Annotated in this window: 9 protein-coding genes and 1 pseudogene; 8 read left to right on the top strand and 2 right to left on the bottom strand. The window is 50.3% G+C overall.

What is annotated here, in order from left to right:
• Window positions 1-121: 121 nt before the first annotated feature.
• From msbA to HMPREF3022_RS00835, 8 genes and pseudogenes are all read left to right on the top strand, one after another.
• A complete protein-coding gene (gene msbA / locus HMPREF3022_RS00865) occupies window positions 122-1,888 on the top strand; it encodes a lipid A export permease/ATP-binding protein MsbA (RefSeq protein WP_049332477.1) in 1,767 nt (588 codons plus the stop codon).
• Window positions 1,889-1,973: 85 nt separating this feature from the next.
• A complete protein-coding gene (locus tag HMPREF3022_RS00860; protein ID WP_003746329.1) occupies window positions 1,974-2,750 on the top strand; it encodes a ferredoxin--NADP reductase in 777 nt (258 codons plus the stop codon).
• Between the two features lie 75 nt (window positions 2,751-2,825).
• Window positions 2,826-3,527: pseudogene (locus HMPREF3022_RS11820) on the top strand (uroporphyrinogen-III synthase); the annotation flags it as partial.
• 150 nt (window positions 3,528-3,677) lie between these two features.
• Complete coding sequence (locus HMPREF3022_RS11815) at window positions 3,678-4,949, top strand: uroporphyrinogen-III C-methyltransferase (protein ID WP_283119025.1); 1,272 nt, start codon at window positions 3,678-3,680, stop codon at window positions 4,947-4,949.
• Window positions 4,946-6,169 (top strand): heme biosynthesis protein HemY, encoded by a 1,224-nt coding sequence (locus HMPREF3022_RS00850; RefSeq protein ID WP_049332474.1) that lies wholly within the window; start codon window positions 4,946-4,948, stop codon window positions 6,167-6,169. Before HMPREF3022_RS11815 ends, HMPREF3022_RS00850 begins: the two co-directional genes overlap by 4 nt.
• Before the next feature lie 135 nt (window positions 6,170-6,304).
• Complete coding sequence (hemE, locus tag HMPREF3022_RS00845) at window positions 6,305-7,366, top strand: uroporphyrinogen decarboxylase (RefSeq protein ID WP_049332472.1); 1,062 nt, start codon at window positions 6,305-6,307, stop codon at window positions 7,364-7,366.
• 143 nt (window positions 7,367-7,509) lie between these two features.
• Complete coding sequence (gene cls, locus HMPREF3022_RS00840) at window positions 7,510-9,003, top strand: cardiolipin synthase (RefSeq protein WP_070764990.1); 1,494 nt, start codon at window positions 7,510-7,512, stop codon at window positions 9,001-9,003.
• 317 nt (window positions 9,004-9,320) lie between these two features.
• Window positions 9,321-11,417: a TonB-dependent receptor plug domain-containing protein gene (locus HMPREF3022_RS00835; RefSeq protein ID WP_070764989.1), complete on the top strand. Its 2,097-nt coding sequence runs from the start codon at window positions 9,321-9,323 to the stop codon at window positions 11,415-11,417.
• A gap of 80 nt (window positions 11,418-11,497) precedes the next feature.
• Here the strand turns inward: HMPREF3022_RS00835 and HMPREF3022_RS00830 are convergent, their stop codons facing one another.
• Together HMPREF3022_RS00830 and mfd are read right to left on the bottom strand one after the other, a co-directional pair.
• Window positions 11,498-11,824, bottom strand: coding sequence for a hypothetical protein (locus tag HMPREF3022_RS00830; RefSeq protein ID WP_234394581.1), 327 nt, complete (start codon window positions 11,822-11,824; stop codon window positions 11,498-11,500).
• Between the two features lie 226 nt (window positions 11,825-12,050).
• Window positions 12,051-15,455, bottom strand: a complete 3,405-nt coding sequence (mfd, locus tag HMPREF3022_RS00825) for a transcription-repair coupling factor (protein WP_070764987.1) — start codon at window positions 15,453-15,455, stop codon at window positions 12,051-12,053.
• Window positions 15,456-15,481: the final 26 nt, after the last annotated feature.

The following is a 15,481-nucleotide window of genomic DNA, read 5'->3' as shown; positions in this document are numbered from 1 at the left end:
CGTTATCATATAAAATCAAGGCGTTAAAACAATACCAACTCCTTTTGACTTTCAATTGCAAACATTGTAATGACAGATATTTTCGTTTAGAATTGCATGTTTGCTCTAAATCTGGATTGATATGCAGACAACACAAGCCACATCCAACTGGGAGCTGTACAAGCGTTTGCTTGGATATTTAAAAAGCTATTGGAAGATGTTTATCGTCTCCGTAGTGGCCATGCTGATTGTCGCCGGTACGATGCCGGCTTTCGGTTACTTGCTCAAACCTTTGATTAATGAAGGTTTTGTCGATAAAAACATGAAAAGCATGTCATGGTTGCCGCTGGCAATTGTGGCGCTGTTTTTCGTTCGCGGCCTATTTAACTTCATCAACGAATATTGCACGACGTATCTGTCCAGCCACTTGGTGCAGCGCTTGCGCGGTGAAATGTTCAACAAAATGATGCACCTGCCGACTTCGTATTTCAGCAGCAATACCGGCGGCCGTTTGATGTCTCGTATCTTGAACGACGTCAATCAAATTACCGATGCAGGGTTTAACGTCATTACCGTGATTGCTAAAGACGGCGTGAGCGTAGTCGGCCTGTTGGGCTTGCTGACTTATCTGAACTGGCGTTTGACCCTGATTACTTTTATCATCTTGCCGGTTGTTGCTGTATGTATCCAAACAGTCAGCAAACGCCTGCGCAAACTGTCTGCCAACAACCAAATTTATCTTGGCCAGCTGATGCAGGTCTTGGGCGAAAGCATTAATGGTGAACGCGTTGTAAAAATCTACGGCGGTCAAGATTATGAAAACCGCCGCTTCGACCGTATTGCCAATGATGTTCGCCGCAACCTGCTCAAACAGGTTTCCGCCAGCTCTGCCGGTACCGGCATTACGCAATTAATGGCCTCGGTTGCTCTGGCTGCGATTATTTACGCAGCCGCCCGCCAAGCAGGGCTTTCAGGATTTAGCGCAGGCGATTTTATGTCGTTTTTGTCGAGCATGATCATGATGTTTGACCCTATCAAACGCATGACCGGCGTGATGCAATCCCTGCAGCGCGGTTTGGCGGCGGCAGAAAGCGTCTTTACCTTTTTGGACCAACCCGAAGAGAACAACGAAGGCAAACAAACCCTCAGCCCAAACCCTGGCAATATCGAATTTTGCGATGTTGTACACCGTTATCCCGAAGCCGAACGCAACAGTTTGAACCATATCAACCTGCTTGTCCTACAAGGCAAAGTGACTGCCTTGGTTGGCGCATCGGGTTGCGGCAAAACCACCTTGGCCAATATGTTGCCGCGCTTCCTTAATCCCAATGAGGGCGAGATCTTGATCAGCGGCGTCAACATCAATGAATATACACTCGAAAGCCTGCGCAGCCGCATGGCATTCGTCAGCCAAAACGTTGTCCTGTTTAATGGTACGATTGCTGAAAACATTGCCTATGCTCAAGCTGACAAATTCAGTGAAGAAGAAATTATCAATGCTGCAAAAGCAGCCAATGCTTGGGAATTTATCCAAAAAATGCCACAAGGCCTGCACACTGAAGTTGGCGAAAACGGTTTAAAACTGTCCGGCGGACAACGTCAACGCCTCGCCATTGCGCGTGCGCTTTTGAAAAATGCGCCGATTTTGATTTTGGACGAAGCCACCAGTGCATTGGATAATGAATCCGAACGTTTGGTACAAACCGCATTGGAAAACCTGATGCAAAACCGTACCACATTAGTGATTGCCCACCGACTTTCGACCATCGAAAAAGCCGACAACATCGTTGTGATGCATGAAGGCAATGTAGTCGAACAAGGCACTCATCATGAATTGATCAACGCAGGCGGACGCTATGCCGACCTGCACAGCCTCAGCGAAAAATCAGCCAAACCGGCAAGCAAGTAGCTGAACACCATATTCCATTCTTTTTATTAACCTTGGCCGCCCCGACCTACCCTTTTCAGACGGCCTTATCCAACAGGAAATATCAATGGCAGCATTCAACACCCAGAAAGTCTTATCCGTACACCACTGGACCGACGCTTACTTCACTTTCACCTGTACCCGTGACGAGTCTTTACGCTTTGAAAACGGCCAATTCGTCATGGTCGGCCTGATGGTTGACGGCAAACCGCTGATGCGCGCATACAGCGTGGCTTCTGCCAACTGGGAAGAGCATCTGGAATTTTTCAGTATTAAAGTACAAGACGGCCCATTGACCAGCCGCCTGCAACACCTTAAAGTCGGCGACGATGTCCTCATCAGTAAAAAACCGACCGGTACACTGGTTGCCGGCGACCTGAATCCGGGCAAACACCTCTACCTCTTGAGCACCGGTACCGGCATCGCCCCTTTCTTGAGCATTACCAAAGACCCTGAAATTTACGAGCAATTCGAAAAAATCATCTTGGTTCACGGCGTACGCTACAAAAAAGACTTGGCATACTACGACCGCTTTACCAAAGAATTACCCGAACACGAATACCTGGGCGACTTGGTTAAAGAAAAATTGATTTACTACCCGATTGTTTCACGAGAAGACTATGTACACCATGGCCGTCTGACCGATTTAATGCGCAGCGGCAAACTCTTCGAAGACATCGGCCTGCCTAAAATCAATCCGCAAGACGACCGCGCCATGTTGTGCGGCAGCCCTGCCATGTTGAAAGACACCTGCAACGTCTTGGACGAATTCGGCCTGACCGTTTCTCCGAAAACCGGTGTCCGCGGCGACTACCTGATTGAGCGCGCATTCGTCGATCAATAACGTATCCCCCGGCAACAGGCCGTCTGAAACCCTTCATTTCAGACGGCCTAAAACCTTAATAATTTATCCCACATTATGCCTACTCTACTCATCATCCGTCCGTCCAACCGTCCGCAACAAGATATCCAAACCTGCCATGCAGCCGGTTGGCAGGCTCAAGTATTGAGTCCGATTGAAATAGAGGCAGACCGTTCGGCACTAAACAAACTTCCAGAACAATTCAAGCAAGCCGATGTCGTGTTTTGGGTCAGCCCGACCGCTATTGAAACCGCAGCGCCGCACTTGAACTTTTCAGACGGCCCCAAAGCACACATTACCGTCGGCCAAACCAGCCAACATACTTTGGCACAATTCTCCCCCTATCCCGTATTCTCTCCCGAAGATGGCAACGACAGCGAAGCCGTCTTGAGAATGCCTATTTGGAAAAACCTGCCGCCCAACACCCGAGTTCTAATCATTCGAGGTCATGGTGGCCGTGATTTTCTGGCAGACAAACTGACCGAACTAGGTTTCCAAATCGACATCGCCGAAATCCATTTCAGACGGCCACACGCCATCGATTGGCAGAACTTTAAAACCGAAGACATCGCCGCCGCCTACGTCACATCCGGCGAACTCGCGCGCGAATTTTTCCATCAGATTCCGCCGCAATTTTCCCGATTCTTCGAATCCTTGCTATACTTTACCCATCATCCACGCATTGCCGATGCGCTTCGCATCGTCGGTGCCAAACATGTTAAAACCGTCACTTCTTTATCCGCTGCACTTTCATCCATACCACAAAGGAGCCAAGCAGTGAACCCAGTCGAAGACAATAAAGATACCCAACAAGTTGCCAGTACGGCAGCTTCAGCGCCTGAACGTTCTGAAAACACCAGGCCGTCTGAACAAATCAAACCTACCCAACCTCAGCGAGTGGAGGCGAGCATGCCCGAGTCCAACAATCTCCCACAAAACAACGCCCCTGTTATCATCAAACAATCTGGCGGCAAAGCCTTGGCCGCAGGTGCGATCGTCTTGGCACTGCTTGGCCTAGGCGCGAGCGGATTCCTGTTTGTACAGGGTCAAAATGTTTTAAAAAACCAAGAGCTCGAATTCAACCAAAAAATCGACAAAGCTGCATTGGGCGAGTCTGAAAACGCCAGCCTTCTAAAAGACAACCTCAACCGCCAAACCGCTATTCAAGCCGAGTTAGACCGCCTGAACAACGGTCAAAAAAACAATAGCGATCAAATCCTGCAAATGCAGAAAGCTTATCAAGAGCTGCTCAAAGGCCGTATCAACTGGCTGGTCGACGAAGCCGAATCCATGTTGAACACTGCTTCACAACAATTGATGCTGTCAGGCAATCTTCAAGGCGCGGTCAGCGTATTGGAACACATTGACAGCCGCTTAAGCCGTTTTGAACAGCCTGAGCTTATCCCCATCAAGCAAGCCATCAGCAATGATTTGGCCGCACTGAAAAACCGTCCTTATGTCGATATTTCCGCTACTGCCTTGCGTATCGACCGTTTGGAAACAGGTATTTCCGGACTGCCTTTAGTTTTGGACGGCGTATTGAAACCGGGTGCCGCGCCTGTCGAAGCCACTAATTCAGGAACTTGGTGGGAAAACACATGGGAGAAATCCCTCAATGCCCTCAAAGGCTTGGTTGAAGTCCGTCATCTGGACAGCAACGACGCCATGTTGATTTCGCCCGATCAAACCTACTTCATCCGTGAAAACCTGCGCCTGCGCCTTTTGGATGCGCGCATTGCCCTGTTGCAACACAATGGCGAAGTGTATCAAAGCGATTTGAACAACGTTGAAGCAACTGTAAAACAATACTACGACAGCAAATCCCCTGCTACGCAGTCATGGTTGAAAGAGTTGGCCGAACTCAAAGCCCTTGATGTCCGCATGATCTCAGACGACAGCCTGAAAGCCAGCTTGAGCGCCGTTCGCGCTTATCAAGAAGGTTCGCGTACACAAATGACGACCGAAGAAGCTGCACAAACCCAAGCTACCGAGAAAACCGCTTCCGCTCCGGCTGCAACCACCGAGCAAGCCACAACTGCCGCACCGGCTGCCGCTTCTGCCCCTCAATCTCTGGAAGCACCTGCTTTGCCGTCTGAAAACAAAAAAGAACCGGCCGCCGAAGCTGCCAAACCACAAAACCAAACCAAGCCTGCTGCCAAAATTAAAGGAGAGCAAGCATGAAAACCGTCGTTTGGATTGTCATTCTGTTTGCCGCCGCTGTCGGTTTAGCTTTAGCTTCCGGTATTTATACAGGCAACGTGTACGTCGTGGTTGAACAAACCATGCTACGTATCAATCTGCATGCCTTTGTTTTAGGCCTGCTGTTGAGCGTATTCGTCTTGTATTTCCTGATTAAATTCGTGTTCGGCCTCTTAAATATTCCAGTGCGTATGCAACGCTTCGGTATTGCCCGCAAAGGCCGTCAGGCTTCCGCCTCTTTGAACAGCGCAGGTCTGGCATATTTTGAAGGTCGTTTTGAAAAAGCCGAACAAGAAGCCGCCAAAGTCTTGCAAAACAAAGAAGCAGGCGACAACCGCACCCTGGCTTTGATGTTAGGTGCACACGCGGCCGACCAAATGGAAAACTTCGAATTGCGCGACCGCTATCTGCACGAAATCGAACACCTTCCACAAAAACAGCAGCTTTCCCGTCATCTTTTGCTGGCCGAATCTGCACTGAGCCGCCGCGATTATCCGACTGCCGCACAAAACCTTGAAGCAGCAGCAAAAATCAATAGCAACTTAAGCCGCTTGGTCCGTCTGCAATTACGTTATGCCTTTGATCATGGCGATGCTTCAGATGTCTTGGCAAAAGCAGAAAAACTGGTCAAAGCCGGCGCCATTAACGATTACGAAGCAGAACAGTATCAAAACTGGGCATATCGCCGCCTCTTAAGCGAAGTAACCGATGCAGGCCGTCTGAAAGCCTGTTTGAAACAAATTCCCGAAAGTGTGAAGTCTGGCGAATTGTGCGTCGCGATTGCCGAAAAATACGAGCGTTTGGGCTTGTATGCCGAAGCGGTCAAATGGGTCAAAACCCATTATCCGCAAACCCGCCAGCCCGAGCTTTTGGAAGCATTTGTCGAATCCGTGCGTTTCCTAAGCGAGCGCGAGCAACAAAAAGCCATCGACTTGGCAGACTCTTGGCTGCAGGAACAACCCGACAATGCACCACTGTTGATGTATCTTGGCCAACTGGCTTACGGACGCAAACTTTGGGGCAAAGCCCAAGGCTACCTCGAAGCCAGTATCGCCCTGCAACCCAGCGTATCCGCACATTTGGTTTTGGCTCGCGTGTTTGATGAAACCGATCAACCGCAAAAAGCGCAAGAACAACGCAATCTGGTTTTGGAAAGCGTGGCCGAAGAAGAACATCCGGCATCCCTTCCTCAACCAAATTGATGTGCTGATTTCGTATTAAGCGACAGTATGAAATCTACAACAGAACCAACCATTTAATCATTTCAGACGGCCTCAATACATATCTAAGGCCGTCTGAACTTTGTCCAACACACCAAATCAGAAAGCCTATTTATCATGACTGCTCTGAAAAACGACACTTTCCTCCGCGCCCTGCTCAAACAGCCTGTCGAATACACACCTATCTGGATGATGCGCCAAGCCGGACGCTATCTGCCTGAATACAAAGCCACGCGCGCACGTGCAGGCAGCTTTCTCGATTTGTGCAAAAATACCGAGCTGGCGACCGAAGTTACCATCCAGCCTTTAGAACGTTTTGATCTGGACGCGGCAATCCTGTTTTCCGATATTCTGACCGTTCCCGATGCCATGGGTTTGGGCCTGTATTTTGCCGAAGGTGAAGGCCCGAAATTTGAACGCGCTTTGCAACATGAAGCGGATATCGCCAAACTGCAAGTTCCCGACATGGAAAAACTGCAATACGTCTTTGATGCCGTAACTTCTATCCGTAAAGCACTGGACGGCCGAGTTCCGCTCATCGGCTTCTCAGGCAGCCCGTTCACGCTCGCCTGCTACATGGTTGAAGGCGGCAGCAGCAAAGAATTCCGCACCATCAAAACCATGATGTATTCGCGCCCTGATTTGCTGCATAAAATCCTCGACACCAATACCCAAGCCGTTACCGCTTATCTCAATGCCCAAATCGATGCCGGCGCACAGGCCGTACAAATTTTCGATACTTGGGGCGGCGTGTTAAGCGATGCCGCGTTTAAAGAATTCAGCCTGAAATACATCCGTCAAATCGTAGCCGGACTCAAACGCGAAAGCGAAGACCGCCGCGTGCCTGTTATCGTATTTGCCAAAGGCGGCGGCTTATGGCTGGAAAGCATGGCAGAAATCGGCGCAGACGCATTAGGCTTGGACTGGACCTGCAACATCGGCGAAGCCCGCCGTCGCGTCGGCGAACAAGTTGCCCTGCAAGGTAACTTCGACCCGTTTGCCCTCTTCGGCACACCGGAGTCTATCCGCACCGAAGTTGCACGCATTCTTGCTGACTACGGACACGGCAGCGGCCATGTATTCAATCTTGGCCACGGCATCAACCAACACGCCGACCCCGAACACGCCAAAATCTTGGTCGATACCGTACACGAATTGTCTCGTCAGTATCACCGTTAAAGAAAAAACGTAAAGGCCGTCTGAAAACAAAAAACACAATTATCGTGTAAATTTGTTTTCAGACGGTTTTTCTATATACTTAACATTTGAAGCTTGTCGGCCCCAACCTTTAAATTTAAAAATTCAACCAATCCCTACCGAATATGAATTTCTTAAAAGACATCACCTGGACCGAGATTTTTATCTTCGCCCACACCTGCGCCGCACTCGCCTGCATGCTGCGCGTGTTGTACAAACAAAAAAACATCGGCTCAACCTTTGCCTGGCTGATTATCCTCTTCCTTTTCCCCGTATTCGGAACCATCGCCTACATCCTCATCGGCGAGCCGCGTCTCGGTACGGCCCGCGCCAAACGTACCGGCGAAATGAACCGTTTCTACCGCAACTTTGCCGCTGCCCACCTTACCGATATATATCTCAATATTGCCGACCAAGTGAAATCACGTTACCACGGCATCAGTAAAGTTGCCGAAAAAGGAACAGGGCTGGGCGCAACCCGAGGCAACGCCATGAGCCTGCTCTCAACCACCGATACCATCATCGACAGCATGCTTGCCGACATACGTGGCGCAGCCCATTCCTGCCTGTTGGCCTTTTACATTATCGAACCCAAAGGCCGCATCGAAGAAATTCTAAATGAAATCCTTGCCGCCAAAACCAGAGGCGTAGACTGCTCCATATTGGCCGATGCCGTCGGCAGCAGGAGCTTTCTTGAAAGCGATTGGGTAGAGATACTGCGCAAAGCAGGTGTTGAAGTACATACCTCATTGCCTGTCGGCATCTGGCGTACATTATTCACGCGAACCGACCTGCGCAACCACCGCAAAATTCTTGTTATTGACAGCAAAATCGGTTACACCGGCAGCTTCAACCTCGTCGACCCGCGCTATTTCAAACAAAACTCCGGCGTCGGAGAATGGATCGATGTCATGATGCGCTGTACAGGGCCTATGGTTTTGGAACTGTCTGCCGTCTTCTTCGCCGACCTCGCCGTCGAAACCGATGAAAACCTCCAAAACGTACAAACATACCTCAATCAAGCCCAAAGCCTGCTGCCCCAAATCCTTCCTGAAAAAATGCAGCAAGGCGATATTGTTGCCCAAATCATTCCATCCGCCCCCGAGCAAAGCAGCTTCGTCATCTACGAAACCATCATCAGCACCATCTATGCCGCTACCAAACAAATCACAATTACCACCCCCTACTTCGTCCCCGACGAGCCGCTTCTCATGGCGTTAACCGTTGCCGCCAAACGCGGCGTCAAAGTGACCTTGATACTGCCTGCTAAAGTCGATTCACTGATGGTACGCTACGCCTCACGCGCCTACTACCCTATGCTGCTGGAAGCCGGCGTCAAAATCGCCATGTTTGAAGATGGACTTTTACATGCCAAAACCTTGACCATAGACGAAGACTACTCCCTCTTCGGTACGGTCAATATGGACATGCGCAGCTTCTTCCTCAACCTCGAAATCAGCCTCGCCATCTACGATCGCGATACCACCAAACAAATCTGCCACCTGCAACGCAGCTACCTTAAAAACAGCAGCTACATTGCCATCAAATCATGGCAACAACGCTCTAAACTCCGCGGCCTCGTGGAAAATGCCGTCCGCCTGATGAGCCCTTTACTGTAAAACATAAATATTTAGGCCGTCTGAAAAATACTTTTCAGACGGCCTTTTTAAATAAAACACTGATAGACAAAATTCTTTATTGACAGATATTCAAGCTATCTCATTTCTCCCTCTCAGAAAAAGTAAGACTTAACCCCTTTCTTAACCAAAGAATCTTTACTAAATTTAACTAAAATATAAACTAATTGATTTTTATAAAATCCTATTAATTTTAGACTGGAATAAAACAGAATATATTTATTAATATTCATTAAGAATTTGATAATCATTATTATAATAATTAGAATAAGCAGTCAATTTTTTACTTAGGAAAAATCATGAATAAGGTCTCCTCTCCTGTATTCCGCCTTAGTATCATTACACTCGCATTATCAACAAGCTTCGCTCATGCCGAAAATTTGCAACCCGCAGAAACTGCCGAGCTGAATGAAATTAAGGTTACCGGTACTGCCGTACCGACTCGTGTAACCCGCAACCAGCTCGACCGCGAAATTTCGACCGATTTAAAACAAGTCATGAAAGACCAAATCGGTATGGATGTCGGCGGCGGCAACGGCGTGGCGCAGTTTTACAGCATCCGCGGCGTTGGTGAAGATAAAATTAACCTAGAAGTCGACAACACCAGCCAATCCACTAAAATCTTCCACCACCAAAGCCGCTTCCAGCTTGACCCCGCTTTGGTAAAAAGCATCAACGTCGAAAAAGGCACAGGCGCGGCAAGCGCGGGTTTGGGTGCGGTCGGCGGTACCATCCGCGTAACAACGGTTGACGCAAAAGACCTGCTAACCGACGGCAAACCTTTCGGTTTCAAACTGGGCGCAGGCTTGAGCAGCAATAAAGGCTCAACCGGCAACGCAGCGGTTTACGGCTATCAAAACGGCTTCGATGCCCTGTTTGCAGGCAACTTCCTCAACAACCGCGACTACAAAGACGGCAACGGCAATGTCAACCTCGGCAGTCGTCTGAAACAACACAGCTACCTCGCCAAACTCGGCTACGATTTCAACGACGACCACGGCATCCGCCTGACCTACCGTCAGGAATACCAAAAAGGCAACCGCACCGACAAAGCCGAGTTCCAAAACGTTGACAGCTACATCGGCGTGGACGGCACTTATCAAAAAGAGCAGACCTACAATCTGGAATACCGTGGCCGTAACGTCGGCTTTATCGACAAAATCGACGCCAACGTCTTCCAAATCAATACCGATGACACCAAACCGCCTAAAGGCGCTCCTTCTCCAAAAGCCCAAGCTTCCGGCACGGCGCAAGGCGGCGTTCCTATCGGTCAGCTTGAGCTAAGCAAAATCAAAGCGACCGGCGCGAATCTGAACCTCGCCAGCTCCTTCGGCGACGGACACATGGTGAAATACGGCGTCAACTACCGCCACGAAACCTCCGAGCCTTCCGACAAAGGCGCATGGCTGAAGATTCTCGGCCTGTATGACCGCGACAAAGAGAAAAAAGCCGAATACGGCGTGTACGCGGAAGGTATTTGGAACCTGCACCCCGTTACCCTGAACACCGGCCTGCGTTACGACCATTTCAAATACAATGCCGCCAGCAAACAAAGCGCGTCGCACGGACAACTCAACCCCAGCATCAGCGCGATTTGGGACATCAACGACAACTTCTCCCTCTTGGCGAACCTCAATCAGGCAAACCGCGCGCCGCGTCTGAACGAAGCCTTGTTGGCTAACGAACGCGCAGGCGCCGCCGCCGATTTGGACAGCAACCTCAAAGCTGAAACTGCCCGCCGTGCCGAACTCGGCTTCAAATGGCGCAACGACAACTTCAACGTCAGCGGCAGCGTGTTCCACCAACGCATCAAAGACCTCATCGTCTATCGTTGGGCAAAAATCAACAACAACACCGCCTCCATCACCGAACGCGGCAAGATTTACAACGGCGGCACGCTCAAAACCTACGGCTACGAACTTGACGCATCCTACCGCTGGGGCGGCCTGACCGCGCGCGCCGGCGTATCCTACGTCAAACCCCGTCTGAACGGCGAAATGTACTACGGCGAAAGCCCGATTCAAGCGGAAGACCACGAAAGCTCGTTCACCTTCTGGAACACCGGCCGCCAATGGCTGACCGGCCTGTCTTATCAGTTTGAAAACCCCAAACTCGAAATCGGCTGGCGCGGCCGCTACGCCCAAAGCGTGAAATACACCGACGTCGCCCGCGGACAAGGCACGATACACGGCAAGAAATCAGGCTACGGCGTACACGACATCTACGCCAACTGGCAGCCGCTGAAAAAAGACAACCTGAACGTCAACTTCGCCGTCAACAACATCGGCAACAAGCAATACCGTTCACACAGCCAACGCTTCCCCGACGGCAACGGACGCGTGCCCTTCTACGAACGTGGCCGCGAGTTTGCCTTGGGCGTGAACTATCGTTTCTGATAATACGAACGACGTTATGACGTTATAAGAAAATAAAAGGCCGTCTGAAATCCAGTTTTCAGACGGCCTTTTCATTGATTTTAATCTTGCCATATAACCTTGTGTTCAGAACCATATGTAATCTTTTTAATACTGCTTTCAAGAGGAATTTCTTTATCTAATACTCCTGAATATTCCGAACCTGCTAATTTTTGAAATAAAGTAATATTCAGCTCATCGTTGCGGCTAGTTGTTTTAATATCTGAAATACCCATTGCACTATTGCCTAATAAGCCTGTCAAATGAACCTGCCTATTCCCCTTAGCTTCATTGACAGTAATTTTAAAATTCCAAATATCTTCCAACTTAATTTCTTCATTAGAGAAAAAGCAGCCGGATAATATCAAGCCTGCAATACCCAGCATCATTGCCCTTATTTTCATAATAATTCCCTGATCGATTTAACAACTTTAGGTTCGATTCCCGAAGCTGATAGTACTATAAATTCTTAAATGCGTAGATTGGATTGATAAACCTAACGATTTCAATAAATTTAATAGTTCTGTTGGTCCTCAATTCAACCTACACTTATTAAGTAGGAATAGTATAAAAAGGCCGTCTGAAAATTTTCAGACGGCCTTTTTTCCTCCTTCCTTACTTAACCATCACCCTTTCTTTCAAAGTCTTCAATACGTTCTTCACTGTATTAATCCGCACTTCGATATTTTCCATCTCTGCGGTAAATCGCAGCTTATCCGCGCCGGCAAGGCGGTATCTTTTGTCGTTTTGAATCAGCAGGATGATTTCGGTTGGATCGACATTGTTGTTTTTTCCAAAGGTTACCGTTACCGCTTCGCTGGTCGCATCAATGGCATCGATACCCAATTCTTTTGCCATAAGCCGTAAGTGGTGGCTTTCGATGAGGGTTTTGACGGGTTGTTCGGGCAGACCGAAGCGGTCGACCAGTTCTTCATGTATGGCGTTGATTTGCTGCACGGTTTCGCAGACGGCGAGGCGTTTGTAGAGGACGAGGCGCTCGTGAATGTCGGGGCAGTAGTCTTCAGGCAATAATGCCGGGCTGTGCAGTTTGATTTCGGTGGTGATGCCCAGCGGTGCGTCGAGGTCGGGCTGGCGGCCTTTTTTGAGGTCGCGCACGGCTTGTTTGAGCATTTCGGTGTAGAGCGTGAAGCCGACCTGTATCATTTCACCGGATTGTCCTTCGCCGAGGATTTCGCCTGCGCCGCGGATTTCCAAATCCTGCATAGCGAGGGTGAAACCTGCGCCGAGTTCGTCTGCCGCCGCGATGGCGTCGAGGCGTTTTTCTGCGTCTTTGGTGATGTATTCAGGCGTGAGCAGGTAGGCGTAGGCTTGGTGGTGGCTGCGGCCGACGCGCCCACGCAACTGATGAAGCTGAGCCAGCCCGAATTTGTCGGCACGGTTGATGATGATGGTGTTGGCGTTGGGGATGTCGATGCCGGTTTCGATGATGGTGGAACAGAGCAACACGTTGAATCGTTGCTGTAAAAAGTCGCGCATCACTTGTTCCAGCTCGCGCTCGCGCAGTTGTCCGTGTGCCACGCCGATGCGGGCTTCGGGCAGCAGGGTTTCCAACCGCTCACGCATATTCTCAATCGTATCCACTTCATTGTGCAGGAAAAACACTTGTCCGCCGCGTTTGAGTTCGCGCAACACGGCTTCGCGCACGCTGCCTTCGCTGAAGGGTTTGACAAAGGTTTTGACGGCGAGGCGGCGGCTGGGCGCGGTAGTAATCAGCGAGAAGTCGCGCAGACCTTCGAGCGCCATACTGAGGGTGCGTGGAATCGGTGTGGCGGTCATGGTAAGGATATCTACGTTGGCGCGCAGACGTTTGAGCTGCTCTTTTTGGCGCACGCCGAAGCGGTGTTCTTCGTCGATAATCACTAAACCTAAGTTTTTGAATTTTATGTCGTCCTGCACCAATTTGTGCGTGCCGATAACGATATCAACCGTACCGTCCGCCATGCCTTCCAGCGCGGCTTTGGTGGTTTTGCTGTTGTTGAAACGCGAAAGGCTGGCGACTTTCACGGGGAAATCAGCGAAGCGGTCGGCAAAGTTTTGCGCGTGCTGCTCGACCAGAAGCGTGGTCGGGGCAAGTACGGCAACCTGTTTGCCACCCATCACCGCCACAAACGCGGCGCGCAGGGCAACTTCGGTTTTGCCGAAACCGACATCGCCACACACGAGGCGGTCCATCGGCTTCGCCTGTGTCAAATCTTTAATCACAGCGGCGATGGCGGCGGCTTGGTCTTCGGTTTCTTCGTAGCCGAAACCGTCGGCAAACGCCTGATAGTCCATCTCGTTGATTTCAAACTTGTGTCCCGATTGGGCGGCACGTTGGGCATAGAGGTTAAGCAATTCCGCAGCAGTATCGCGCGCTTTTTCGGCGGCTTTGCGCTTCGCCTTGTTCCACGCACCGCTGCCGAGCTTGTGCAAGGTAACGTTTTCATGCGCCTGGCCAGAGTAGCGGCTGATTAAATGCAGTTGCGAAACAGGCACATAAAGCTGCGCTTCGCCCGCGTATTCGAGCAACATCATTTCGTTGGTTTCATCGCCCAAGTCCATTGTGACCAAGCCCATATATCGGCCGATGCCGTGTTCTTCGTGTACAACAGGATCGCCGATATTGATTTCAGCAAGGTCGCGCAACAGGCCGTCTGAAACAGCGGCGTGTTTCTTACGATGATGTTTGCGCGAGCGGGCAACATATTGATAAAGATCGGATTCGGTAATGACCGCGATGTTTTGATCTTCTAATTTAAACCCGTAAGCCAACGGCGCCACTGTAATCATCAGCGGCCCATGCGCCGATAAAAAGCCCTGCCAGTCGGACACGCTTTTGGCTTTCAAACCGTTTTGCTGCAAGAAACCGAGCATGGTTTCGCGCCGTCCCAAACTTTCTGCACACAGCAAAATCCGTCCGTCAAAGGCCGTCTGAAAATCCTTCAATGCCTGCAACGGTTCATCTGCTTGGCGGTTGACGGCCAAGTTTGGCAACGTATGTTCATCACCAAAAATATCCGGCAATACCTGACCATAATTTTTCAGACGGCCTGCAAAAACATCAGCAGAGAGATACAAATACTGTGGAAGCAAAGGCGGATAGGTTTCATCGCCCTGCGCCATGGTGTAACGCGATTTAACGTCGCTCCAAAAACGGTTTGCCTCGGCGTGAACGTCGCCCAAAGAGACAAACAGCGCATCTTCGCCGATATAGTCAAACAGCGTTTCCAGCTCGTTTTCAAAAAACAGCGGCAGGTAATATTCCACGCCTGCACCAAAATGGCCGTTGCTGACGGCTTTGTACACAGCCGCATCGTTCGGATTGCCATCGACTTCCTCGCGGAAACGGCTGCGGAAAATCTTTTGCGCCTCGCTGTCGGTGGGGAACTCGTGTGCAGGCAGCAGGCGGATTTCGGAAACCGGGGAAATGGTGCGTTGCGTTTCGGTATCGAAAGTTTTGATGCTGTCGATTTCATCGTCGAACAAATCGATGCGGTACGGCATTTCGCTGCCCATCGGGAACAAATCAACAATGCCGCCGCGCACGGCAAACTCTCCTGCCGCAACAACGTGAGAAACATGGTTATAACCTGCATCCACCAAATCGCTTTTCAGACGGCCTATATCCAAAGTCTGCCCTGTTTTCAGCCAAAACGTGCGCCCTGCCAAAAACGGCACGGGCGGCAGCTTCTGCATCGCCGTGGCAACTGGCACGAACAACACGTCCGCCGCGCCGCTCTTAATCTGCCACAACGCCGACAAGCGCTCCGACACCAAATCCTGATGCGGAGAAAAACGCTCGTAAGGCAGCGTTTCCCAGTCCGGCAGGAACACCGCCGTATCATGCGGACGGAAAAACAGCCAGGCCGTCTGAAGGCGCAGCGCCTGTTCCGCATCTTGGGTCAAGACAACCTTGAGCTGCTTATGCGGCAGATAACGCGCCAAAGCCAAGGGCAGCGAGCCTTGCGAAAGATTGAGCCAACGGGATTTTTCACGGGGTTTGGGAATCGGATAGGTCATGACAAAACAGTTTGTAATAAGTAAAT

Source organism: Neisseria sp. HMSC065C04 (assembly GCF_001815375.1).
GTDB lineage: Bacteria > Pseudomonadota > Gammaproteobacteria > Burkholderiales > Neisseriaceae > Neisseria > Neisseria flavescens_D.
This window is presented reverse-complemented; position numbering and strand designations above follow the sequence as displayed.